Source organism: Paenibacillus filicis (genome assembly GCF_038070315.1).
Classification (GTDB): domain Bacteria; phylum Bacillota; class Bacilli; order Paenibacillales; family NBRC-103111; genus Paenibacillus_G; species Paenibacillus_G filicis.
Genome location: NZ_JBBPCC010000001.1, coordinates 117,431 through 141,033, shown reverse-complemented (window position 1 = coordinate 141,033; position 23,603 = coordinate 117,431). Strand labels below are relative to the sequence as shown.

Below are 23,603 nucleotides of genomic sequence, written 5' to 3'. Positions count from 1 at the left end.
CAGAAACAATGCAAAAAAAAACGATTCTCGGGTGAGAATCGTTTTTTTTCGTTATACTCAGCCGGTTTTTTCTTTCGGTGAAAGGGTCGCATCAGCCGTAGAGGCTGCCAGCTTGGATTTGAAGATAACCTTGAGCAGTGGAGGCACCGCGAGGAAAATAAATAAGGTTCGGAACAATTGATAGCAGGTGACAAAGGAAAGATCCGCGTGAACTTCTTTCGCGATGATCCCCATCTGATCCATGCCGCCGGGAGAAAGGCTTAGAAAGCTCGTCGATACCGGCACGTGGTGCAGGTAAGAAAGCAGGAGGCTGAGCCCAAGCGAGCAGGTCAACAAGGCTATCCCGCTCAACAGAGCCAAGCCGATAATTTTGACTTTGTTTGTCAACTGTTCGGGCTTCAGCATGAGTCCGAGGTAGCCGCCGATGAGCAGCTGAGACAGATTCACGAGCGATGGAGGCAGCGAAGGCCCTGACCATCCCGCTAGATGGATGATAATCGTCGCAACCATCGGTCCGAGCAGGAAGGCGGTCGGGAAGCGCAGCTTCTTCCAGAGCAGCGCACATCCGGTGCAGGCGACTGCATAGACCAGGATGTGAGGGAACAATCCTTCCCAGCCAGCCGCCGGCGCTGAACCAAGGCCTGGTGCCGCATGATGGAGCGAGCCGAATAACGGACTAAAAATCAGCGTAGGAACAAAGAATACGATCAGAATGATCCGGGAAACCTGCAAAAACGTGATAACCGTCAGATCCGTCCCTTTCATTTCCTCAGCCAAGGCGATCATTTGGCTGAGGCCTCCAGGAATGCTGCCAAGCATGACGGTGGGGAAGTCCATACCTGATAGCTTGGATACTAGCCAAGCTATCAGGCACGAACCGAGCAGCAGCAGCGCAGTGAGCAGAATCATCGAGGGCAGCTGCTGGCCGATCTGCCGGAAGGTGTCCAGGGTAAATGACAGTCCCAGCATATAACCGACAATGATCATACCGGTATCCCGCAGCTTCCCCGGCCAATAGGGCTTCCAGCTGCCGAACAGTCTCGCCCCGAGAAACACGGCCAGCATAGGCCCGAGCAGCCAGGGAATAGGTCCATGTATCCATTGAACAAGGAACCCGCCGATAACGGCAAGGATGGCCGAATACAGGAGCTGCCTTGCTTTCTCCGGAAGCCAAGGGAATTCTCTCATGCTTCATCACTTCTTTTCGATTGTCTCAGTCTAGTTTAGGCTGGAGGTCAGTTCCTCGATACGCGCATGGATAATCGCCTTTGGCATACACCGCCGTGGTAACAAATCACCGATTGGGTCGCACAGGCCCTAGAACTTATGAGTTCATTATATGACCCTTGGGTTTTTGATGTCAACCTTTATTGACCACACCCCGGCAGCATGTCAGAATAGGAGGGAATGAAGGGGTGAAACTCATGGAAGAACTCGAAGAATTGAAAAGAAGGCAAATTCTGCATACAGCTAAGGCTGTTTTTATAGAGAAAGGTTATATCGCGGCATCCATGAAAGATATCGCCGATGCCTGCAGCATGGCCAAGGGAAGTATTTATAAAGTATTCGAATCTAAAGAAGATTTATTCACGGCGGTGTTCGAGGATTGTCACCGCACGATGTTCGAGCAAGCCAGAGAGCTGGATCATTCCCGGGATGGAGCGCCTCCTATGGAGAGGTTGCGGCGCAAGATCGAGTTCCAGCTCCAGTACATGTTGGAGAATTATTTTTTCATGAGTGAGTTTAGAGAGCTCCCCATCATCCATAATGAGAAGTTTATCGTGGCTTGGAAGAAGAAGCGGGCCGCGCTATTGACTTGGCACCGGGATTGCTTGCATGAAGCCTATGGGGAGCAGATCGAGACCTATATCTGGGACCTGGTGGCCTTATTCAGAGGGCAGCAGAGAGAATATATCACCTACGCACACCAGCAGGTGATTGCGCTTCCGATGGCGGAACTGGCCCACTTCTGCGTGGAGCGGATCGATGCACTTGTCCGCGATATGCTGGTCCGGAAGCCCCAGCCGGTTCTGAATGAAACGACGGCTTATTTCAACCATATCAATCCCATCGATCCAGGTACGAAGGTGCGGACGATAGATGAGTTCTTGCAGGCGGTTATAGACAAAATCCAAGAGCTGCCGGGGGCCGATGATACCCGTCAGGAGCTACTGGAAGTGAGCGCCTTGCTTCGAGAGGAGCTGGGACGGGCGGCACCTAATCGCACACTGCTGCGTGTGTACATGACTTTTCTCGAGACCGAGGTGGAGCTTAGGTCTTATGTCAGGCAGTTGAACCTTATGGTGAAGTAGTTCAGGGGGCTGGGTATGAAGCCTCTATAAGACAGGCTTGTTTATCTATTCACTCATCGCCTATAATTATGGACGGAACGAAGGATATGAGTTGGCGGGTCAAGGAGGAAGTCCGGATGGTGTACCCCAGATACATGCAAATCAAAGAAGAGCTGGAGAAGCAAATTGAGGACGGTACGCTCGAGGTGGGTTACCGCTTTCCCTCCGAGCCGGAGATGGCCAGTAAATTCGGGGTCAGCCGGGAAACATTCCGGGCGGCCGTCAAGAAGCTGGAGGAGGAAGGCAAGCTCCGCGTGCAGCACGGCGTAGGTACGTTCGTCATTCGTCAATTAAAGCAAGTCCCGAGCGATATTTCGAATCTGCAGTCAACCAGTGAAATGCTCAAAGCCGTCGGCCATCTGGAAGGCGACCAGCAGCAGCAGATCAGATACGGGACCTGTACGGATGAATGGGCGACCCATTTAAATATACAGCCTGGCGATCCGGTCGTAATCATAGAGCGGGTGCGCACGGCCAATGGGGAGCCGGTGATGTCCTCGACCTATATTTTGCCGCAGGCGGTCGTGGGCCATGCGTTCGGGGACACGCCATTCAGCGGCTCCCTGTTCGGGTTCCTGGAGCGAGAGCTGAACATCGTGGTGAAGAGAAGCCATACGGAGCTGGTTGTACCGCTGCAATCCGACCCGCGCGTACAGGCGCTGCTCGTGCATCCGCAGACGACGGTGCTGCTGATGAAGCAAACGCATTTCGATATGAATCATTTCCCGGTTTTCTATGCATACGATTATTTCCGTAACGATGTCTTTCAATTTTGGGTGGAGCGGTTCAGATGAACCGTTCCCCGCAGGGCACCCGCTATCACAGCGGGTGTTTTTTTATGCAGTTTTCTCACTTTGACAATGATGTCTAGACAACTCTTCATGAAACATTTACACTCGCTTTATACACAGCTAACATTTCTCCTGCAAGATAGAGATAGTTGAAGTCTAGACATCTAACCGGCGTTCCGGCGGATGATCCGGCTCAGTCCAAACAGGATCAGGAGGAAAGAAACAATGAGAAAACAATGGCTTCATGGCTTGGTGGTTTGTACCTCGGTCGTCACGCTTATGGCAGGTTGCGGTACTCAAGAGGGGAAGACGGGCAGCGCCCCGGCAGCCTCCGGAAGCACGGCTCCGGCGGACAAGCCCGCTAAGGAAGTGAAGATGAGCCTGAACCTGGCCACCGCCGGCGACACGAATATGACGGAGCTGCAGGAGAAGCACGTCATTCCCGAACTGAAGAAAACCTATGCCGATGCTCAGGTGAATGTGGTCGGTACAGGTCCGGGAGATGCGGGCTCGCAGAAGATTTTCGAGAAGCTCAAGGCACAGAAGGATGCCGGCAAGCAGGACTGGGACATCGATGTTGCCATTGTCCACCAGAGTATGATGAAGTCCCTGATTGATAACGATCTGCTGGAGAAATGGGTGCCGAACTCCGCCAACAAGAGCGCGGTCGTCTCCGGCGACAGCAAAAATTCCCTCGGAACGAATGTAGACGGCTACGTGATCCCGCTCTACCACAGCCAGGTAGCCCTCGCTTACAACCCTGAGAAGGTGAAGGACGTTCCGAAAAACTTCGAAGAGCTGGAGAAGTGGATTCAATCCAATCCCAAGCGCTTCGGCTATAACGGCATCAAGAACGGTATGAGCGGCGTGGCGTTCGCGACAGCCTACACGTACGCCAAGTCCGGTGATTATAAGACATTGACAGAAGGTCCGTACAATGCCGAGCTGGAGAAGAAATGGCCGGATATCATGAAGCAGCTTAAGTCGCTGCCGGTTATCTATACGAACGGCAACAACGGCACGCTGGACATGCTGAACCGCGGCGAGATTGACATGGGACCGGTCTGGGTCGATATGTTCTACCAATGGATCACCGACGGCCGGATGAACCCGAGCTTCAACCTCAAGATGATCGACCCGGGGATGCCGGGCCAGCCGATGTATGTCGTGATTCCGAAGAACGCGAAGAACAAGGAAGCGGCTCTGAAATATGCGGATTTCCTGACTTCGCCTGATATTCAAGCCAAGGTGATCGTAGAGCGGTATAGCTGGTACCCGGGGATCAACGCCGATGTCGTGCTGTCCAAGATCAGCTCGGAAGGCAAGCAAAAGCTATTCAAGTCCATCACGGCTGAAGATCTGAACAAGCGCGGACAATCGCTTCCGATAGGCGACTACTTCGGTAAGCTGCAAGCTGCCTACGAGAAAAACTAATACCGAGAGGGTGGAGAAGGTGCCCAAACAAAGCGCTGCGGCGTCTTCCATACTCCGATGGCTGGCTGGTGCGACCATGGTCGCACCAGCTACGCTGATTGTTGTGGTGTTGTTCGTCTATCCGTTCTTCTCTTCGCTGATAGGCAGCTTCCAGGACGATAAGCACAACTTTACATCGGAGAACTATACGCATGTCATTGGAACCTACTATGGTGATATTGTGTTCACGCTCGTCATCTGCCTGGTTTCCCTGGTACTGGTGCTGGCTCTGGCGTCCCTGCTGGCCGGCTGGCTCAGACTGAAGGCCGATCCGTTTATCGAATTTTTGTTCAAAATTCCGTTGTTTGTCCCGTTCGTTGTCGTCGGTCATGCCATGCGTGTATTCCTCGCGCCGCACGGCACGCTGAACTCACTGCTCGCCTCGACGGGGCTGTTCAACCCTGATTCGCTGCCCAGCGTAGCCTTCTCGACGAGCGGGTTGATCGTAGCCTTGGTATGGAAAAATATCGGATTGACTCTGCTGCTTGTCATGGGCGCTTTTCGCGGCATTAACTCCAGTTATCTGGAGGCGGCGCGCAATACGGGCGCCGGAAGTTTTCGTCTGATCAAGGACATGATGATTCCGATGTCCTGGGGCACGATCAGCGTGGCCGGTATTCTGACCTTCACCTCCATGATTGGGAATTTCTCCATTCCCGCGATGCTGGGAGATGGCGGAGGCAGCCAGATGCTGATGATCGATCTGTATTACGAGCTTGTGTATCGTCATGATGCGGGTGCTGCCAATGCGATTGGCGTCGTTTCGTATATCGCTTCGATGGGTGCTGCGATTTACTATGTGAAGAAGGTGGCCAAGTCATGATTGCCAACGTGGAAAGGAAGCAGGCGCCGCCTCGCGTATCCGGTACAAGCGGCAGTATCGGACGGATGGTCGTTCGCTTTGTCATATATGCGTTTTCGTTGTTTCTGATTCTGGGTCCAATCTCCAGCCTGGTCATCTGGTCGTTCGCCGAGAAGTGGTTCTGGCCGCATACGCTGCCCCAGCAGTGGGGGCTTCTGTACTGGTCGCGGGTATTTGACGGGAAGATGCTGCACTCGCTTTCGCTCAGCTTCGGGATTGCTTTCCTGGTCACGCTGATCAGCATCGTATTGTGTCTGCCGTTATCCTACCTGATCGCGCGTTACAAAATTCCAGGCAAGTCGATCTTGCTGCTTATCTTCCTGCTGCCGCAGGCGTTCCCACAGCTGCCTGTATTCACGAATGCCATGGTGCTGATGTATAAGTGGGATCTCGTCGGCACGCTGACCGGCGTGACGCTCATTCATCTGGTCGGTGCGCTAGTATTCTCCGTGTGGACGATGGTATCGGTGTTTCAGAACATTTCCGTCTCGCTCGAAGAGGCGGCGGTCAATCTGGGCGCGTCGCGGCTGCAAACCTTCTTCACGGTCACGCTGCCGCTCGCATTGCCGGGAATCATCGCCTCCTCGCTGCTGGTCTTCCTCTATTCGCTGGATGAGTTTACGGGAAGCTTGCTGATCGGTGCACCGTTCCTGACGACGATGCCGGTCTTCATGTACAACTCGGCGATGGGGTATGAGATGCAGACGGCATCTGTGACAGGACTCTTACTGATGCTTCCGGGCATCATTCTGCTGCTGCTGATGCAGCGGTTTATGAAATCCGAATATATGGCCGCTTTCGGAAGGGTATAGGGGGAACGTATAGAAATGGAAATCCGATTGGAGAACGTAACGAAGCAATACGGCAACAGCCGGGGCATCGAGCATATCTCGCTCGCCCTGCCCCAGGGAGGCTTCACGGCGATCGTCGGACCGAGCGGCTGCGGCAAGACGACCTTGCTGCGTGCGCTGGCGGGCTTTCACGATATCGACTCGGGGACGATCCGGTTCGGGGAGCGGGACGTGACGCGGACGCCTTCCCGGGACAGGGGAGCCACGATGGTGTTCCAGAACTACGCGCTGTGGCCGCATATGTCGGTGTTCGATAATGTCGCATACGGCTTGAAGATCCGCAAGAACAGCAAAAGCGTGATCGAGCACAAAGTGGAGGAAGTGCTCCGCCGGGTCGAGATCCCGCTGCAGGATATCCGCAAACGCAAGCCTCAGCATTACTCCGGGGGACAGCAGCAGCGTATCGCACTGGCCAGAGCGCTGGTCCTGGAGCCGAATCTTCTGCTGATGGACGAGCCGCTGTCCAATCTGGACGCCAAGGTCCGGTCGCGTCTGCGGGTGGAAATACGCGCGATTCAGCAGTCGTTCGGCATCACCGCGCTCTATGTCACACATGACCAGGAAGAAGCGCTGTCCATGGCCGATTACGTGGTGATCATGAAGGACGGGCGGATCGAGCAGGCCGGTACACCACAGGATGTGTATTACCGTCCGCAGACTTTGTTCTCCGCCCAATTCATGGGGGAGAGTCATACACTCAAGGTCCAGCATGGCGACAGGCAGAGGCAGCTGGTGCTGCGCTCGGAGGATGCCCGGCTGGAGTCCGCTCCCGCACAGTCCCAGCCTGACGCAGCAGGAACCTCCTCGCTGCCCGGCGTAACGTATCATGACGGATGCTTCCGCTTCAACGCCGAAGTGAAGGAGCATTTATTTATCGGCTCGGCTTACCGATACATGGCGATGGCACAGGGTCAGACCTTCTTCGTGGATGCGCAGGAGCTGTATGACCCTGGAACTTACTCTGTCAGTGTGCCGGAGGAGCGGGCATACTGGTTCGATAACGAAGCTGCCGCTGTCCGCTAACGCCCGTTAAGTCAAGCCAAGGGAGAGATCATACGCGCGATGAATCTGCTGACAAGCTGGAAGACGATCACTGCCTCTATTCGGCGACGATGGGGCTGGAATTCGGTCGGGGGCAAATTGTTTATCTTGTTCTTTGTGTGCATTACGTTATTCGTTTCCCTCGCCGGTTATGGAACATTCAGCATCGCCAGCCGCATGATCGAGGATCAGGTGGCGTCAGCTTCGCAGCAGATGATTATACAAGCCAGACAGAAGCTGGATATGGTCTATGAGCGCTACGAAACCTTCGCTTTTCAATTTGCTATAGATAATGAGCTTCAAAGCACGATCCGGCTGTACCGCGATGCGGCTCCAGGCAGTATGGAGAGGCAGTCGCAGTGGGACAAGCTGAAAACCAGGTTCGAAGATACGCTGTTTCGTGACTCTACTCTGCATCTGATCGGGCTGTACGAGCCGGATGGCCGGGAGATGACGCTGGTCGGAACCCATAACCGTTCCCAGCAGCAAGGCCAGTCCAGCGCGGCCGGGCAGCCGTGGTATCGGGAGCTGCACGAGAAGAAGCAAAGCATAAGCTGGATCGAGCCCAAGGACACGTCCCAGGATGGCGTGGCGTTCGGATTAGCCAGTTCGATCCAGGACCCGCTGACGAAGCAGACGATCGCTTACCTGCTGGTTCAGATCAAAACCGACTCGCTCGTACAGCAGCTGAATACCATTAACCTGGGGAAGACGGGCCGCAACAGCATTGTCAACGCCCAGCTGGAAACGGTGCTTGCTGCCGGAGCCGAAGGAAGCGGCAGCGTCATGCCCGACATACCGGTGGATGCTTCGACCGGCAAGAGGCAGAAGACTGGCTCTGTGATCTCACGAAGCGGCCCTGGACAAGGTCAGCTCGTCGTCTTCGATCAGGCGACAGACGAACGACTGAGCTGGTACGTCGTCAGCTCGATCGCGCTGGCCGAGGTGCTGTCCGGAGCCAATCGCGTCTTCCAGGTCACGCTGGTCATTGTACTTATAGCGGCCGCGGCCGCAGGCGCTCTCGGCGTGTATGTGATTCGTTTCATTGGACGCCCGCTGCGGGTGCTGGAGGACATGATGAGACGGGGCGCTGAGGGTGACCTGTCGATCCGGGTTCACTTTGAGCGAAACGACGAGATCGGCGGGGTGGGAACAAGCTTCAATCAGATGATGCAGAACATCCAAACCCTGGTAGAACAAGCCAATGAATCCGCGAGGCATGTCTGGATGCTTGCTGAGGAGGTGCTCGGCGGAGCGGAGCAGACCACGGAATCTGCGCGGCAGGTCTCGCAGACGGCATCCCAGATAGCCGGATCGACGCATTTGTTAGCCCGGGAAGCCGCAGAGACGAGCGAGATGACGGAGCGGGTCGCCGGACAGATGCAGCAGGTCGTATCCGAGAATAGGCTGATGGAGGATTCGGCCCGAGCTGTGCAGGGTGTCAGCGAGGAAGGCAAGCGTTATATGGAGCAGGTTGTGCGAAGCAACCGGCAGGTGGAAGCGATGACGCAGACCATGCAGGAGCGGGTGGCGGAGCTGACGCAAAGCACACGGGATGTAGCCAAGATCGTCACGGTGCTGCAGGGCATGACCAAGCAGACGAATATTCTGTCCATCAATGCCTCGATCGAAGCGGCACGGGCCGGCGTTCATGGTAGAGGCTTTATGGTAATCGCTGACGAAATCCGCAAGCTGTCCCTGGACTCCCACCGGTCGGTCGAGCAGGTTGGCCGCATCGCCGGCCAGATTCGACAGAACATGGAAGAGACGGTACAGGTGATCTCGGAGGCGCAGCCCTTGTTCCAGGAACAGTTTCGCACGATGAAACAAACCGATACGCTGTTCGGACAAGTCAGCGAGCAGACGCAAGCCTTCATCCTGCATCTGGATAGCGTGGCTGCCTCGATCGGACTGCTGCAGCAGTCTCAGTCTCTACTAGCCCAAGCCATGCGGCGCGTCAGCGGCTTCTCGGAGCAGACATCAGCCTCCACCACGCAGGTGGCGGGGGAGACGGAGAGTCAGATCCAGGTCAGCGGCAGCCTGGTCGGCTTATCCGGGCGGTTGAAGGAAATGTCCCGCAGCTTAAAGGAATCGCTGAGCCATTTTCAAACTTAGCCGCATCATTTTGAATATAGAAGGTAGATACTATGAAACTTATTTTTCAGACAGAAGGGCAGTTATCGACTGCTGATTCGCAGACTCACCGCCGGTTTACGTTTGACGTAGCTCCGAATGGCCGGGAGCTGCACTTGTTGTTTGATTATTCGCCCACCCTTCTGGAGGATGAACAACTGTCCAAGGAGATCATCCGCACCAGTCTGTTCAAGTACAATGAAGGGAGCGAGCCGGTGACAGAGGACGGCTGGCGCAAATATTATCCGCTGCGCAACCTGCTGACGGTGTCCCTCGACGATCCTGACGGCTTCCGCGGCGCCTGCCATCGCAAGGACGCCTCACAGCGCTTGTCCGTCTCGGCGCACGAAGCGTCGCCCGGGCTGATGCCCGGACCGGTGATTGCCGGAGCGTGGACGGTTACGCTAAGTCTTCACGCCATCGTAACCGAAAGCTGCGAGTTCAAGCTTACGGTCTGGCAAGAGGATGGTGACTTATTATGAGAAGCTGGCTGCCTTACGAATTGCATACGCATACGTTTCATAGCGACGGCGAGCATTCGCTGCAGGAATTGGCCGCAAGCGCCAAAGATATCGGCCTTCGTGGAATCGCGATGACCGATCATAATACGATGTCCCCGCTGCTGGACCGCCAAGCGGTCGAGAAGTCCACGGGTCTGCATATTGTGCAGGGGATGGAGTGGACGACGTTCTTCGGCCATATGCTGGTGATGGGGATCACTCGCTATGTGGACTGGAGAGATTTGGGGATCGATGAGATTCACAAGGGCATCGAGCGCGTTCATGAGCAAGGGGGGATTGTCGGTATCGCCCACCCGTTCCGCGCGGGCAGCCCGCTCTGTACCGGCTGCTATTGGGAATATGAGATTGCGGATTGGCATGACATTGACTATATTGAAGTATGGTCGTATACGCTTCCGTCCATGCTGACCAGCAACCAGAGAGCCTTCCGCATGTGGACGGACCTGCTCAATCAGGGATACCGGATCACGGGCGTATGCGGGCGGGACTGGCATAGCTCTGCGGTTAAGCCGTCAGACCCTGTAGCTGTCACATACCTGCAGCTTGAGCCGGAGGAGGCTTCTGGCACCGTCCAGGACCGTCAGGTCGTAGAAGCGATCGCGAAGGGGACGGTCAGTGTCACGATGGGGCCGCTGCTGCTGCTAGGCTTAGCTTCCCAAGGGAATGGCAGCACCTACGGCATCGGGGACGAGGTGCCTGCTCCGCATGCTCAATCCGCATGGGAAGCGACGGTCAAGCTGGATATGTCCGAGCGGTCAGAGCACTGGCAGCTGACGGATACGGACATGACGGTAGTCCTCGTAGGCAACCTTGGTAGGATCGCCGAGCTGGCCGTGGTGTCATCCAGCCTGACGGTGTCTTGTCCCATCCAGACGGAGGGACTGAGCTGGCTTCGAGCGGAGCTGCATGGAGGCATCGCTCACTGCCGGACGATGATAGCGTTCACGAACCCGATTTATTTCCAGTAGGCGAAAGGGGAGCGAATCCATGCATGCGAATGTACCCAAGATTGCAGCCCATACCGGCTGCGGCCAGGCTCCTGACAACACCGTGGCATCCTTCGAGGAAGGAATAGCATCCGGAGCAGCTATTGTTGAGGTCGATATTAGGCTGACCAAGGATCGTGTAGCTGTCCTGTTGCATGACGATTCCCCGTTGCTGCAGCAGTATAGCTATGAGGAACTGAATCAGCTGGAACAACGCGTGCAGCTCCACCCATCGTACCAGGACTATGAGCTTGCGCGTCTGGAGGATGTTCTTCGGCTAACTGGAGGAGATGGCGTTCAGTTGAATCTAGATATGAAAAGCCAGGATGCCATCGATCCGGCTCTACAGCTTGTATTGTCCCTGGGGATGGCGGACCGGGTGTTCGTAACCGGCTGCAGCGAAGGAACAGCCAAACGCTACGAGTCGATCCGCGTCTTGTACAACGCCCCTATCACCGTGGATTTCTCAGCTGAGTCGTCTTACACACAGTATGCCCGTACCGTATGCCAGACGGCTCTGGAGCTCGGCTATTACGGTCTCAATCTGAATGCGTCCACCTGCCGACAGGAGCTTGTCGAGCTTGCCCATGCATCGGGGTTAGTGGTGTGGGTGTATACAGTGAATGAAGCTGCGGCTATGGAGAAGCTCGTCCGTATGGGCGTCGATGCGATTACGACGAGAGAGGTACAGACGCTGGCCGGTGTGCTCCAGCTTGCGGGGGAGCGGATCTCTTAACCGTATAAAACCGACACGCCTACTGTCTACAAAGAAGCGTCCTCTGCAGCACCCGATCTATGTGATCGGGTGCTTTTTAGGGTACAAGAAAGCATGCGGGGTTTAGCTTTTCATTTCCTCAGTCCTTGCGGTATGATGGGCTTAAAGATGACAACGCCAACGGACGGAAGCTGCCGGCCATCGGTTGCATGCAGCTTGAGGCTTTAGAAGGAGCTAGCCCATTCTATGACTCAACTATTGATTGCGGATGACGATGCACATATTCGCGAATTAATGAGCTTGTATTTGCGCAATGAAGGCTTTGATATCGTAGAGGCCAAGAATGGCGCAGAGGCGCTTGCTATCGTCGAACAGGCGACTATCGATCTGATCATACTCGACATCATGATGCCGGTCATGGACGGCTGGGATTTATGCGAGGAAATCCGGAGGCGGGACCCGGACATTCTGATCATCATGGTGACAGCCAAGGGAGAAGCGGGGCAGAAGGTGAAGGGGTTCCAGCTCGGAACTGACGATTACTTGGCCAAACCGTTCGATCCGATGGAGCTGGTGATGAGAGTGAGAGCGCTGCTGAAGCGTGCTCGGATCGCGGCTTCCAAGACGATTCAACTCGGTGGGATTGTGCTGAACCGCAAAACCTATAAAGTGACTCGAGGTGAAGAGGAGCTGACCTTGCCCCTGAAGGAATTCGAGCTGCTCTTTACACTGGCCAGCCATCCCGGTCAGGTCTTCACACGAGAATTGCTGATCGTCCAGATCTGGGGCGGCGATTATGCCGGTGACGACCGGACGGTAGATGTACATATCAAGCGGCTGAGGGAGAGGTTTGCGGGCGATAAACGGCATTTTCGCATTGAGACGGCGCGCAGTCTCGGCTACCGGCTGGTGGTGAGCCCGGAGTGAAGACGTTATACGTCCGCGTCGTACTCACCTTTCTCGCCGTCATCGTCATGAGTTTGCTGTCGTCTTTTCTCATCGGCTTCGTGCTGTTTCAGAAGGAGCTGAATCACCTCGGGCAAGAGGATATGATGACCGCAGCAGAGACTGCGATGGCTCTCTACGAGCAGACGCATCCGCAAGATCTGGACGCCTTCATGAGCAAAATCTCGCAGTTATCCGCGTATCCGATGCAAGTGGTCTCGAGCTCTGGTGAACTTCGCACATATGGGGTAACAAACGGCGGGGAGGCGCCGACGATCCCTTCTGAACCGCTGCGTCAGGTGCTGGGAGGAGAGCCGTACAGGTCGGGTGTGCAAGGAGAGGACAGCTTGTACGTAGGGGTTCCGTTCGTATTCGACGGCAAGCGCTACGCGCTGTTTGTCATGACGTCCTCGAAGAACGAAACGGCTATCATCCGCTTGGTCATGACGGTGTTGATTCTTGTGCTTGTGACCGGAAGCCTATGCATTCTAGTTGCGGCTAGGTACCTGGTGAACCCGCTCCGGGCACTGACAGAGGCCACCAAGAGGCTTGCCCAGGGTGATTTTGCAGTCGAATTGAAATTAAAGCGCAAGGATGAATTGGGTGTTCTCGCCCAAAGCTTCAACGATACGGCACGCGAGCTCAAGCAGCTTGAGCAGATGCGGCAGGATTTTGTCTCGAACGTGTCGCATGAAATTCAATCGCCCCTGACGTCCATCTCGGGCTTTGCCAAGGCGCTGAAGCATGAGCATCTCGTTGCAGCGGAGCACCGTGAGCGGTATCTGGATGTCATCATCACCGAAAGTGACCGGCTATCCAGGCTGAGCGAGAACCTGCTCAAGCTCTCCTCGCTCGAGTCCGAGCAGCATCCGTTCGAGTCGGCAGCCTTCAACCTCGACGAGCAGCTCAGGCAGATTGTTCTGGCTTGCGAGCCACTCCTCTCGGGTAAGCATATCCGCATCGATCTAAAGCTGCCCCGGGCTGCCCGAATAACGGCCGACCAGGATCAATTGAACCAGGTTTGGTTAAACTTGATCGGAAATAGCATTAAATTTACCCCCGACGGGGGCAAGATCCGTATCGATCTGGCCGCAAGCGGAAGAGAATGGGTCGTCGGGGTCACCGATTCGGGAATCGGTATGCAGCCGGAGGAGCTGTCCCGAATCTTCGAGCGGTTCTACAAGGCGGACAGCTCTCGAAGCGGCAGCGGTAACGGTCTCGGTCTCCCTATCGTCAAGCAGATCATCCATCTCCATCAGGGGACGATCGAAGTGAGCAGCAGTCCCGGAGAGGGGACGCGGGTTACCGTCAAGCTCCCTATGCACCCGTCGTCATCCGTCTGATGAGAGACAGTCAGCCCCCTTAGGGGCTTTTTGTCATGAGTTCATGCTCCGTTCATATTCCGCTTCTAATCTGGGTTGGAGCGCAAGCTAAGAATGGAGGAAATGAAGGATGGTTATGTTGCAGCAAGCCGTGGATGCATTCAAGTGGCTGACCGTGTATGAATGGATATTATTGGCTATCGATCTGATCGTGCTGATCTGGTATACCGTTCCGATCCCTAAGTATTACCGGTGGATTGATTTTTTGCCGGGGGCTGGGGTCGTTGTGGCCGTCTTGAGCATGCTGGACGGAGATTTTACCTTACTGGCGATAGCGTTCTATACGCTAACGGCTGTACTCTTTCTATGTACGCCGACGAAAATATGGAAGCCGGTGTATCGCATCCCGGTTCCCAAGTACAGAGTGCTCAGGGCTGTGCTGGGCCTCTGCGGCCTCGCCCCCCTGGTGCTTGCGCTGATGTTCGCAGGAGAGAACCGCTATAACCCGGTCAGCTCATTCGGCCAGATGAGTTATTCGCAAGCGTTCATTCAACTGAACGATCGGCTGGCCAGAGAGTATCCGTTCGGGGAGCGGAAGAAAATCGACTGGGAGGAGCTAGAGCAGACATACGAGCCGCTCTTCCGTCAGGCGGAGCAGGACAAGAACAAGGCTTTATACTACAAAACGTTGAGAGCCTACTTATTCTCCTTCCGGGACGGCCATATCAAAATAACGAATGAAAACCTGTATGACCATCCGGTGTTCAAAGCCGAAGCAGGCGGTGGTGTCGGCATCAGCACCCTTCAACTGGATTCAGGGGCGGTACTGGTGAATTTGCTTCTGCCGGGAAGTACGGCCGAAAGGAGCGGAATCAAGCTGGGTGCGGAGATTCTCTCCTGGGATGGGAAGGAAGCGAAGGCAGCCTATCGCGATACGGCATGGAGCGAAAACCCAATGGCTACGGACGGGGACAAGTGGTACAACCAGGGGCGGTTCATGGTTAGAGCGCCTGTCGGCAAGGAGGTGCGGATTGCTTACCGGAATAAAGGCGAGGCCGAGATCAGAGAAGTAACGCTAACCGCCTACGATGACCAGTACGAGACGCTCCTCAAAACGAAAGTGAAGCTGAAAAGAGAGGATGCGCCGCTGGAAGGCGAGATCCTCAGCAACGGATACGGTTATGTGAAAATCAGATATCTGCTTCCCGGGGCAGCGATGCCTGACCCAGGCCAAGTCTGGGTAGAGTTATTGGAACGGTTCCAGAAGGAGGGCATCAAAGGCCTGATTATTGATGTACGGGATAATCCGGGAGGGAGTGACGATCTGCTGGCTGCTCTGGCGGGCCACTTGACGAAGGAGCCGGCCTTGTATGAATATGTCAGTTATTATAGCCGGATTACGAGGAAATTCGAGATCAATCGACAGGAAACCCGCAAGATTCAGCCTGCACAACCGTCGTACCAAGGCAAGCTGGCTATTCTGGTCAATCATCGGACCGCAAGCTCCGGGGAAGGGCTGCCTCTGCTGGCCAAGGGATGGTCGAATGCGCACGTAGTCGGGTTTACGGGGACGAACGGCTCCTTCGGCGTTGTTACAAGCCCCATCGAGATTGAGATGCCCGAAGGATATCTGCTGCAATTCCCGGACGGCCGGTCGTTGGACGCCAATCAGCAGATTCAAGGCGATAGCGATGATCGAGGAGAAGGTGGGAGCATGCCTGATCTTAACATTCCTTTCAATCAGCAGACGTTCGAAGCGAAGTATATACGAGGTGAGGATGTCGAGCTCAACGTTGCGGTTCAGGCTTTGGAAGCGATGAAGTAAGCTGCTGTCCATAAGGGATTGCATCTGAGGCGGCTTCGAGAAAGCCAGGCTTGGGACGCAATCCCTTGGTTATGCAGGAACCCGTAAACAGGTCACCGGTTGATACAGAAGTTTGTTAAAAAAGTAAAATATGTTGTGAAACAAAATGGAGCCAAGCAACGTATTAAGAAAAGAAAGCGGCCGGCCCAAGGCTATGCGTGATCCTCCACGATCTGAACGCTTGTCCTCGTGCCGCTTTTGCCCAAGCTAAACTCCAAGCTTCTATGGGTATTATTGGCTACATAGCGCTTCAGCAGCGCATGATACTTCTTCTGCCGCAGTGCCGATATCGTAATCTCGACCCCGGTCGCGTCCTCATCAAAGTAAAGCTTGCCGCGCTTCTCATCGTAGCAGCGGATCTGATGGAAGTTCACGTACAGATCGGCATCCATCTTGCGGAAGCCATGTTCCTCCAGCTTGTCCAGGAAGGTGCTGAAATCCAGCAGGGAATCGATGCTGTAAGCGGTCACAGAATTTTGGCAGTGATAGACAAGCTCCCTGAGTCCGATCTCGATGTAACGGACATCGACAAGGTCGAAGCTTTCCCTGAAGCCGCTCCGGCTCGGTGCGATATCGCCATCCCTCAGATGTCCTGCCTTGATCATCAGCGCTGTGTACGGATAGCCGTAGGCCGTGGACAGCTTGTGCAGCGTGTCGGGGGACGGGGTGATCCTGTCGTTGGTGGAACGGTTGCGTTCAAGCTCCAGATCCCGAATATAGGCATGAGACAGACCGCTTTTCTTAGCGGCTTCGCGAAGCGACATAGAGCCGCGCAGTGATTCTAGAAACTTGCCGAAGTCCGGAATTGGTTGACCCATAATTTGAATACCCCCTTTCCCATCATTGTAATGGAGTCGAGAGTAAAAATAAATAGAATTTTCCCTTTAAAGTAAAAAAATTCCTATTACCGATAGACTGAAAGCTTAACGGTAATAGGCATATTTGAAAGTTTGCAGCGTAAGATTTACTAGAGTACCAGCTGAGGCATCCCTATCAGCATCTATACGTTATCTTCAATGATGTGGGCAAGCTGGCTTTTGCCGTTTTTGCCGAACGAAAACTCGAGGCTTTTGTTGGTATTGTTAGCTACATGACGGACCAACAGATCGTGATACTTCTTCTGACGCAGCGCTGAGATGGTCACATGCGCACCCTTGCCTTCTTCATCGAAATACAGCTTGCCGCGGCGTTCGTCGTATTTCCGTACGTGGTTGAAGCTGACATACAGGTCCGTGTCCATTTTACGGAAGCCGTACTCCTCCAGCTTATCCAGGAAGCTGCTGAAATCCAGCAGAGAATCGACGCTGAGGGTGGTGTCCAAGTTTTCGCTATGATACACGATTTCCTTCATACCGATCTCGATAAACCGCACCTCGTTCAAGTCGATATCTGCCTTGGCCCCCTGGCTGCCCGTAACAACATCTCCATTGCTCAGATGGCCGGCTTTGATCATCAGCTCTGTATAAGGATAACCGTAGGCAACGGACAGTTTCTGCAGCGTGTCCGGAGACGGGGTAATGCGATCGTTGGTTGAGCGGTTGCGCTCGAGTTCCAGGTCCCGGATATAGGCGTGGGACAACCCGCTTTTTCTAGCGGCTTCGCGTAGCGACAGCGAGCCTCGAAGTGATTCAAGAAACTTGCCAAACTCAGGAACAGGCTGACCCATCCTTTCACCCCTTTCACAACTATTGTAATGGACTGTTGCATGAAAATAAATAGCAATTCTAAAAAAATGTTTAGCTGGTTAAATAGTACTTGACTGCGTGTAATACGGATAATACGATAATATTAGTAGCTTTTTTAGGTCTGAAGGGGGAGAACAGGATGAAAGATAAGGTGATGAATCGATGGAATACCTATGAACCCTTCTATGTGCCTTTTCATGGATATAAGATTGCGGATATTGTCATCACCAGCCACGCCATCAGCCGATGGGCGGAACGGGTGGAGCCGGATGAGGCGACCGTGGAGCATATTTGCGAATTTCTGTGGGATAAGTTAAAGAATAACCGGATTCATCCGTACTATCCCAATGAGAAGGACGTCTACCTGATCGACGAGGATCTGGTGATGGTCGCAGAGTTTATGGAGCTGAAGCAGGAAGTCGATATTGCCGGCAACCCGCTGCATAAAATGATTGCGGTTACCTTTCTGGGTCGTATCTCGCAGGATATTCAGCTGCGCGATCTTAAGGCCTATTATTCGTGGCTGCGGCATTCCCGGCGCATGACGCTGGTCAAGCATGGGCGCAAACGCAGATAACTGCATAAAAGGCGATGCAGCGGGTTCCTTCGGGGCCGGCTTTTTTCGTTTTGGCCATGGATGCATAAATCGATTCCTGCTAAGGGGAAATTAGGTGGAGCAGGAAGGAGATGAGCTGACGATGGCAAGGGATCTGCCGATTGGCAACGGCAACGTGTTAATCAATTTTGATGCGCATTATAATGTGCGCGACATTTATTTCCCTTATGTGGGACAAGAGAATCAAGCGATTGATCATCTGTCGCATTTTGGCGTATGGACTGCAGAGGATTTTTTCTGGATCGACAATGACGAGCTGAAGAGGCAGGCAGGGTATCTGAATGATTCGATGGTGACCCATCTGGCGTGCAAGCATGACCGGCTTGGGCTGGACATGGTAATTCGCGACGGCGTGGACAGTCAGGACAATGTATTCATCCGTAAGATCGTCGTAACGAACCACTGGAATACGGATCGGAAGGTAAAGCTGTATTTTCATCTGGATCTGCATCTCTACGGCAACGGAGTGGGAGATACGGTGTATTACGATCCGGAACTGAATTCTCTGGTGTTCTATAAGGGACACCGGTATTTGACGCTTTCCAGCAAAGGTCCGGACGGGAAGGGCTCATCCCCATCGTCGTATGCGACCGGACAGAAGGAAATGAACCGCCTGGAGGGAACCTGGAAGGATGCGGAGGACGGACAGCTTGGACGCAATCCGATTGCCCAGGGCTCGGTAGACGGCACGCTGGAGCTGGAGCTGACCTTGCCAGCCGGAGGGACCGCTGAGGGATGGTTCTGGGTTTGCTTCGGGCGCAGTCTAAGCGAGGTCCGCAAGCTGGAGGAGCGAGTTCGCGAGCAGGCTCCCCAGGCGCTGCTGCAGCGCACATATAATTACTGGAAGCAGTGGCTGACCCAAGACCGGCATGAGCTCGGACTGCTGGATACGGAGCTGGCTTCCTTCTATCAGCGCAGTCTGCTGATTATCCGTACCCATATGGACAATCGGGGGGCCATACTGGCGGCCAATGATTCGGATATTATGAAATTCGCCCGCGATACGTATTCGTATATGTGGCCGAGGGACGGGGCGCTGATCTCTCATGCGCTGGATCGTTCCGGATATTTCGCATTGACCCGGCGCTTCTTTAACTTTTGCCGGAAAGGCTTGTCGGAGGAAGGGTTCCTGCTGCATAAATACAACCCTGACGGATCGCCGGGCTCAAGCTGGCATCCCTGGATCAATGCGCAGGGCGAGAAGCAGTTCCCCATTCAGGAGGATGAGACGGCGCTCGTGCTGTATGCGCTCTGGCATCATCATAAGCTGGCCGGCACGGTGAAGGAGGCCCGTGAGGACTACGAGTCCTTCGTCATCCCGGCGGCTGACTTTATGTCCGGTTACAAGGATGCATCAGGACTCCCTCTGCCCTCCTATGACTTATGGGAGGAGAGATACGGGGTGCATCTATTCACGGTCTCCAGCGTTTACGGTGGGCTGATGGCTGCCGCTGCATTCGCGGAGACCTTCGGCGACAAGCTTCGGGCGCTGCGCTATCGGGAGGATGCCGCCAGAGTGAAGCAAGCAGCCGAGCAGTATTTGTATTCGGAGGCGGAGGGGCGATTCATCCGTTCCTTGTATTGGAACGCGGAGAAAGGAACGTATGAGGCTGACCTCACGCTGGATGCGAGCATGTACGCGGTGTTTGATTTTGGCTTGATACCGGTGGAAGACCCGCGCGTGGAAGCGACGATGAAGGCGATCCGCCAGAAGCTGTGGGTGCAGACGGAGGTCGGAGGGCTGGCCCGGTATACCAACGATTATTATCACCAGGTGACCAAAGATGTGGATCGGGTCCCGGGCAATCCCTGGTTTATATGTACCCTCTGGTATGCGGAGTATGTGATCGCGGCGGCGAGGGACGAGAACGCGCTGAAGGAAGCCGAGGAGCTGCTGCGCTGGACGGTCAGGCACGCGCTTCCGTCGGGTGCGCTGGCTGAGCAGGTACATCCGTATACGGGGGAACCGCTGTCCGTCTCGCCGCTGACCTGGTCGCATGCATCGTTCGTCAAGGTCGTACAGGAATATATATCGAAGCTCAAGTGGTTCCGCCATCAACGGAAGAGCAGTGAGGATCAGAGCGACGAGAAGCTGCTGTCTCGGACGGGGAGGGCGGATGCATGAAGGCGGTCAAGGTGACAGGGCTGCTCCCGGACCCGCAGGCAGACGGCACGGAACCCGTACGTAAACTGGTGTACGGTGAGGTCGAGACGCCGCAGCGACGCTCGGCCACGGACGTGCTGGTACGTGTGCTGTGCGTAGGGCTGGACGGGACGGACCGTGAGGTGCTGACGGAGAAGTACGGGATGCCCCCGGAGGGCGAGGACTCGCTGATTATCGGTCATGAATCGCTCGGCATCGTCGAGGGGGCTGAGGAGGGCACCGGCCTTCGGCCGGGCGATCTCGTAACGGCCCTCGTCCGGCGCCCATGCTCAGAGCCGTGGTGTGTAAACTGCCGCAACGGGAAACAGGATTATTGCGAGAGCGGCGGTTATGTCGAGCGGGGGATCAAGGGCGCCAACGGTTATATGTCGGAATATTATGTCGAGGATGCACGCTACCTGGTTAAGGTACCACTCTCTCAATTGCGCCATGGCTTCCTCACGGAGCCGCAGAGCATCGTGGAGAAGGTATGGGATGAAGTGCAGCGTATCCAGCAGCGGCTGGTCTGGCAGCCGAAGACGGCAGTCATCCTCGGCTCAGGTCCGCTGGGGCTGTTGGCAGCCCTCACCTGCCGTTGTCTTGGACTCGAGACCCTCGTATGGTCCAAGTCTGCGGCAGACTCATCCGGCGCTGACATCGTCAGGCAGTGCGGAGCGGAATATCAGCAGTCCGATGCCTGGCAGGCGGCAGGAGGCGGGGCGGCACAGGAGCGGACAGCTTCGGGGCTGGCCGACTTCCTCCGGCATAAGGACAAGCGGGCTGATCTGATCATCGAATGTACGGGCTTTAGCCCTCTGGCGTTCGATGCGATGAGCGCGCTGGGACCCAACGGCGTGCTGGCGCTGCTCGGAGTGACGCCCGGCAGCACCAATATAGACATAGCGGCGGACTCGATTAACCGGGAGCTGGTGCTGGAGAATAAATGCATCGTCGGCTCGGTGAATGCCTCCCGCAAGGACTTCGAAACGGGCCTGTACCGTCTGAAGCGAATGGAGGAGCTATTCCCGGGCGTGCTGGATAAGCTGATTACGGACCGCCTGACACTGGAGAATCTGCCGCGGCTTGACTTCAAGCGTATCGGGATTAAGGCGGTCGTCGATGTGGTTCCTCCAGCGGAGTGGACGAAGCTGGTCAAGCCGGCGGAGCATGAAGCTGAGGTGGCTTATAGCTTTTCGGTGTAGCCTTGCCTCGTTGGAATAACAATATTATTCCATTTATACCGGGAATAATAGATGGAGCGATATTTTTTTGAACCTAATCTGGAATAGAAATGGGACATGGATTTGAAAGAATAGTCTTCGAAGCCGAAGGAAAACCTGCGGTGGAGAAGGCTTTTTTCATCGCTTGGGCTGAAATTCCGACAACCCTTTACAAAATCTTAATCCGAGCTTAACACTGTATTTACAACGGGATAATCTTCTCTTAATGCTTGATGGTAGAATAAAAGAGAAGATACTATAACAGTTCTGGAGGGAATTCCCATTGAGAAAGCGTGTTAATCAAGTCGTTCTGAGTTCCATCTTGGCTTTGTCGGTATTGCCGATAAATGCAGCTGTCGCGGCAGATGCCGTCAAAACTTCTGAATCCGCAGCAACAACTGTGCAAGCTCCGGCTTCCAAAAACCTGATCGTCTTGATCGGCGACGGCATGGGTCCTGCTCAAGTATCCGCTGGCCGCAACTATTTGAAATACGAAAAAGGCATTGATCACTTGAACCTCGACAGCATCTATGTCGGACAAGCTACTACATATGCAGATCGTGGAGAGGATGGCGGTACGATCGTATCCGGCGTAGTTACGGACTCGGCTTCTGCCGGTACCGCGTTCGCCACAGGTAATAAAACATACAATGCGGGTATCAGCGTATCCAACGAGGACGCTTCCAAGCCTTATGCATCCGTCGTAGAAGCGGCTGAGAAGAAGGGCAAGGCAACAGGTCTGGTAACTACCGCCCGGATCACGCATGCAACCCCTGCTGTATTCGCATCTCACGTGCGCAACCGTGACAATGAGAATGCGATCGCTTCCCAGTATCTGGAGAGCGGCGTAGACGTGTTGTTCGGTGGGGGCAGCGACTTCTTTACGAGCAAGGAAGAGAAGGGCAAGCGCACAGACAAGACGATTCTCGGCGACTTCGAAGCGAAGGGCTACAAGATCGTGAAGGATACGAACGCTCTGAACTCCCTGTCTGCAACGACGGGCAAAGCGCTAGGCCTGTTCGGCAAGTCCCACGTGAACTACACGCCGGACCGGACGGAAGACATCCCGAGCCTGGCACAGATGACATCCAAAGCCATCGACATCTTGTCGCAAGACAAAAACGGCTTTGTCATGATGATCGAAGGCGGCCGGATCGACCATGCTTCCCACGCGAACGACTTCCCTTCGACGGTAGCGGAAGTGCTGGACTTCGACGCGGCGGTGAAGGTAGCCTTGGATTTTGCAAAGAAAGACGGCAATACGTCGGTCGTGATCACGGCTGACCACGAAACCGGCGGCTTGTCCCTGGCGCGTGACAATATCTACGAAATGAATATGGATCTGTGGGATAAGCAGAAGAACTCCTCCGAATTCATCGCTGGCAAGCTGAAAGCGGCCAAGACCGTAGACGAAGTGAAAGCGATCGTCGCAGCCAATACGTGGATTAACGATCTGACGGATGAAGAAGCCCAGTACATCATGAAAGGTGACGGCTCCTCCTACGCTCAAGAAGGCGCTTATAATGCAGTCGTATCCAAGCGTATGCTGATCGGCTGGAGCGGACATGGCCACTCTGGGGTAGATGTAGGCGTTTGGGCATACGGTCCGATTAAGGAACTGGTAAAAGGCCAAATCGACAATACGCAAATCGCTAAAGCATCTGCGCAAGTTGTAGGCGTGGACCTGGAAGGTACGACTGCTGAGCTGCAAGCGAAGCATGTCTATCCGAAGTTCAAAGTTACGCGTGATAATGCCGTCCTGTTCCCGGCCAAAGCCGTTGGCGAGTCGCTGGGCAACAAAGTCGTATGGAATGCTCAAGACCGTACCGTTAGCCTCGAAAATGCAGGCAAAAAACTGGTCGTCAGCATCGACACGCTGAGTGTAACCCTCGATGGAGCAGATGCCGGCTTCAAAGCTCAAGTGGACAACGGCACGTTGTACCTGCCGCTGGAAGCTTTCAGCAAGCTGAGCGGCAAAGCCTTGACTTGGGATGCCTTGTCTGAGCGTATTGTAAAACTGTAATACCTACCGGGAACCAGCGTCCCCGCAAGAGCAGACAGGAGGGCCTCGGCTCTCCTGTCTA

Annotated in this window: 20 protein-coding genes; 17 read left to right on the top strand and 3 right to left on the bottom strand. The window is 54.7% G+C overall.

The window, feature by feature from the left end:
• Positions 1-57: 57 nt before the first annotated feature.
• Positions 58-1,188: an AbrB family transcriptional regulator gene (locus WMW72_RS00665; RefSeq protein ID WP_341413477.1), complete on the bottom strand. Its 1,131-nt coding sequence runs from the start codon at positions 1,186-1,188 to the stop codon at positions 58-60.
• 236 nt (positions 1,189-1,424) lie between these two features.
• Between WMW72_RS00665 and WMW72_RS00660 the strand changes: the two genes are divergently transcribed.
• The 13 genes from WMW72_RS00660 (at position 1,425) to WMW72_RS00600 (ending at position 15,816) form a co-directional block, all read left to right on the top strand.
• Entirely contained in the window at positions 1,425-2,312 is an 888-nt protein-coding gene (locus WMW72_RS00660) for a TetR/AcrR family transcriptional regulator (RefSeq protein ID WP_341414079.1), read from the top strand.
• Positions 2,313-2,380: 68 nt separating this feature from the next.
• Positions 2,381-3,145, top strand: coding sequence for a GntR family transcriptional regulator (locus WMW72_RS00655; RefSeq protein WP_341413476.1), 765 nt, complete (start codon positions 2,381-2,383; stop codon positions 3,143-3,145).
• A gap of 222 nt (positions 3,146-3,367) precedes the next feature.
• Positions 3,368-4,576 carry an extracellular solute-binding protein gene (locus WMW72_RS00650; RefSeq protein WP_341413475.1) on the top strand — a complete coding sequence of 403 codons (1,209 nt, stop codon included), beginning with the start codon at positions 3,368-3,370 and terminating at the stop codon, positions 4,574-4,576.
• Between the two features lie 19 nt (positions 4,577-4,595).
• Complete coding sequence (locus WMW72_RS00645) at positions 4,596-5,438, top strand: ABC transporter permease (RefSeq protein WP_341413474.1); 843 nt, start codon at positions 4,596-4,598, stop codon at positions 5,436-5,438.
• A complete protein-coding gene (locus tag WMW72_RS00640) occupies positions 5,435-6,289 on the top strand; it encodes an ABC transporter permease (RefSeq protein ID WP_341413473.1) in 855 nt (284 codons plus the stop codon). Before WMW72_RS00645 ends, WMW72_RS00640 begins: the two co-directional genes overlap by 4 nt.
• 15 nt (positions 6,290-6,304) lie before the next feature.
• Complete coding sequence (locus tag WMW72_RS00635) at positions 6,305-7,351, top strand: ABC transporter ATP-binding protein (RefSeq protein WP_341413472.1); 1,047 nt, start codon at positions 6,305-6,307, stop codon at positions 7,349-7,351.
• Positions 7,352-7,390: 39 nt separating this feature from the next.
• Complete coding sequence (locus WMW72_RS00630; RefSeq protein ID WP_341413471.1) at positions 7,391-9,484, top strand: methyl-accepting chemotaxis protein; 2,094 nt, start codon at positions 7,391-7,393, stop codon at positions 9,482-9,484.
• Positions 9,485-9,516: 32 nt separating this feature from the next.
• Positions 9,517-9,984 carry a hypothetical protein gene (locus tag WMW72_RS00625; RefSeq protein WP_341413470.1) on the top strand — a complete coding sequence of 156 codons (468 nt, stop codon included), beginning with the start codon at positions 9,517-9,519 and terminating at the stop codon, positions 9,982-9,984.
• Positions 9,981-10,991, top strand: a complete 1,011-nt coding sequence (locus WMW72_RS00620; protein ID WP_341413469.1) for a CehA/McbA family metallohydrolase — start codon at positions 9,981-9,983, stop codon at positions 10,989-10,991. The genes WMW72_RS00625 and WMW72_RS00620 overlap by 4 nt, the downstream gene beginning before the upstream one ends.
• Positions 10,992-11,010: 19 nt before the next feature.
• Positions 11,011-11,745 carry a glycerophosphodiester phosphodiesterase gene (locus tag WMW72_RS00615; RefSeq protein ID WP_341413468.1) on the top strand — a complete coding sequence of 245 codons (735 nt, stop codon included), beginning with the start codon at positions 11,011-11,013 and terminating at the stop codon, positions 11,743-11,745.
• 225 nt (positions 11,746-11,970) lie between these two features.
• Entirely contained in the window at positions 11,971-12,651 is a 681-nt protein-coding gene (locus tag WMW72_RS00610; protein ID WP_341413467.1) for a response regulator transcription factor, read from the top strand.
• Positions 12,648-14,012, top strand: coding sequence for a sensor histidine kinase (locus WMW72_RS00605; protein WP_341413466.1), 1,365 nt, complete (start codon positions 12,648-12,650; stop codon positions 14,010-14,012). Before WMW72_RS00610 ends, WMW72_RS00605 begins: the two co-directional genes overlap by 4 nt.
• A gap of 109 nt (positions 14,013-14,121) precedes the next feature.
• Complete coding sequence (locus WMW72_RS00600; RefSeq protein ID WP_341413465.1) at positions 14,122-15,816, top strand: S41 family peptidase; 1,695 nt, start codon at positions 14,122-14,124, stop codon at positions 15,814-15,816.
• Positions 15,817-16,007: 191 nt separating this feature from the next.
• Here the strand turns inward: WMW72_RS00600 and WMW72_RS00595 are convergent, their stop codons facing one another.
• Positions 16,008-16,673, bottom strand: a complete 666-nt coding sequence (locus WMW72_RS00595; protein WP_341413464.1) for a helix-turn-helix domain-containing protein — start codon at positions 16,671-16,673, stop codon at positions 16,008-16,010.
• A gap of 182 nt (positions 16,674-16,855) precedes the next feature.
• A complete protein-coding gene (locus WMW72_RS00590; RefSeq protein ID WP_341413463.1) occupies positions 16,856-17,521 on the bottom strand; it encodes a helix-turn-helix domain-containing protein in 666 nt (221 codons plus the stop codon).
• Positions 17,522-17,679: 158 nt separating this feature from the next.
• Here WMW72_RS00590 and WMW72_RS00585 point away from each other — a divergent pair, with 158 nt between their 5' ends.
• The 4 genes from WMW72_RS00585 to WMW72_RS00570 all read left to right on the top strand — a co-directional run bounded on the left by WMW72_RS00585 (position 17,680) and on the right by WMW72_RS00570 (position 23,542).
• Entirely contained in the window at positions 17,680-18,117 is a 438-nt protein-coding gene (locus WMW72_RS00585) for a hypothetical protein (protein ID WP_341413462.1), read from the top strand.
• A gap of 94 nt (positions 18,118-18,211) precedes the next feature.
• Complete coding sequence (locus WMW72_RS00580) at positions 18,212-20,281, top strand: glycoside hydrolase family 15 protein (RefSeq protein WP_341413461.1); 2,070 nt, start codon at positions 18,212-18,214, stop codon at positions 20,279-20,281.
• The gene (locus WMW72_RS00575) at positions 20,278-21,501 is read left to right on the top strand and encodes a glucose 1-dehydrogenase (protein ID WP_341413460.1); all 1,224 of its coding nucleotides are present in this window, start codon (positions 20,278-20,280) and stop codon (positions 21,499-21,501) included. The genes WMW72_RS00580 and WMW72_RS00575 overlap by 4 nt, the downstream gene beginning before the upstream one ends.
• A 301-nt stretch (positions 21,502-21,802) precedes the next feature.
• The gene (locus WMW72_RS00570) at positions 21,803-23,542 is read left to right on the top strand and encodes an alkaline phosphatase (protein WP_341413459.1); all 1,740 of its coding nucleotides are present in this window, start codon (positions 21,803-21,805) and stop codon (positions 23,540-23,542) included.
• The last annotated feature ends 61 nt before the right edge of the window (positions 23,543-23,603 follow it).

Excerpts from the sequence above, each read along its gene's own strand:
- WMW72_RS00665 (WP_341413477.1), bottom strand. The coding sequence starts at position 1,188 with ATGAGAGAATTCCCTTGGCTTCCGGAGAAAGCAAGGCAGCTCCTGTAT.
- WMW72_RS00660 (WP_341414079.1), top strand. The coding sequence starts at position 1,425 with ATGGAAGAACTCGAAGAATTGAAAAGAAGGCAAATTCTGCATACAGCT.
- WMW72_RS00655 (WP_341413476.1), top strand. The coding sequence starts at position 2,381 with ATGGACGGAACGAAGGATATGAGTTGGCGGGTCAAGGAGGAAGTCCGG.
- WMW72_RS00650 (WP_341413475.1), top strand. The coding sequence starts at position 3,368 with ATGAGAAAACAATGGCTTCATGGCTTGGTGGTTTGTACCTCGGTCGTC.
- WMW72_RS00640 (WP_341413473.1), top strand. The coding sequence starts at position 5,435 with ATGATTGCCAACGTGGAAAGGAAGCAGGCGCCGCCTCGCGTATCCGGT.
- WMW72_RS00635 (WP_341413472.1), top strand. The coding sequence starts at position 6,305 with ATGGAAATCCGATTGGAGAACGTAACGAAGCAATACGGCAACAGCCGG.
- WMW72_RS00630 (WP_341413471.1), top strand. The coding sequence starts at position 7,391 with ATGAATCTGCTGACAAGCTGGAAGACGATCACTGCCTCTATTCGGCGA.
- WMW72_RS00625 (WP_341413470.1), top strand. The coding sequence starts at position 9,517 with ATGAAACTTATTTTTCAGACAGAAGGGCAGTTATCGACTGCTGATTCG.
- WMW72_RS00620 (WP_341413469.1), top strand. The coding sequence starts at position 9,981 with ATGAGAAGCTGGCTGCCTTACGAATTGCATACGCATACGTTTCATAGC.
- WMW72_RS00615 (WP_341413468.1), top strand. The coding sequence starts at position 11,011 with ATGCATGCGAATGTACCCAAGATTGCAGCCCATACCGGCTGCGGCCAG.
- WMW72_RS00610 (WP_341413467.1), top strand. The coding sequence starts at position 11,971 with ATGACTCAACTATTGATTGCGGATGACGATGCACATATTCGCGAATTA.
- WMW72_RS00600 (WP_341413465.1), top strand. The coding sequence starts at position 14,122 with ATGGTTATGTTGCAGCAAGCCGTGGATGCATTCAAGTGGCTGACCGTG.
- WMW72_RS00595 (WP_341413464.1), bottom strand. The coding sequence starts at position 16,673 with ATGGGTCAACCAATTCCGGACTTCGGCAAGTTTCTAGAATCACTGCGC.
- WMW72_RS00590 (WP_341413463.1), bottom strand. The coding sequence starts at position 17,521 with ATGGGTCAGCCTGTTCCTGAGTTTGGCAAGTTTCTTGAATCACTTCGA.
- WMW72_RS00585 (WP_341413462.1), top strand. The coding sequence starts at position 17,680 with ATGAAAGATAAGGTGATGAATCGATGGAATACCTATGAACCCTTCTAT.
- WMW72_RS00575 (WP_341413460.1), top strand. The coding sequence starts at position 20,278 with ATGAAGGCGGTCAAGGTGACAGGGCTGCTCCCGGACCCGCAGGCAGAC.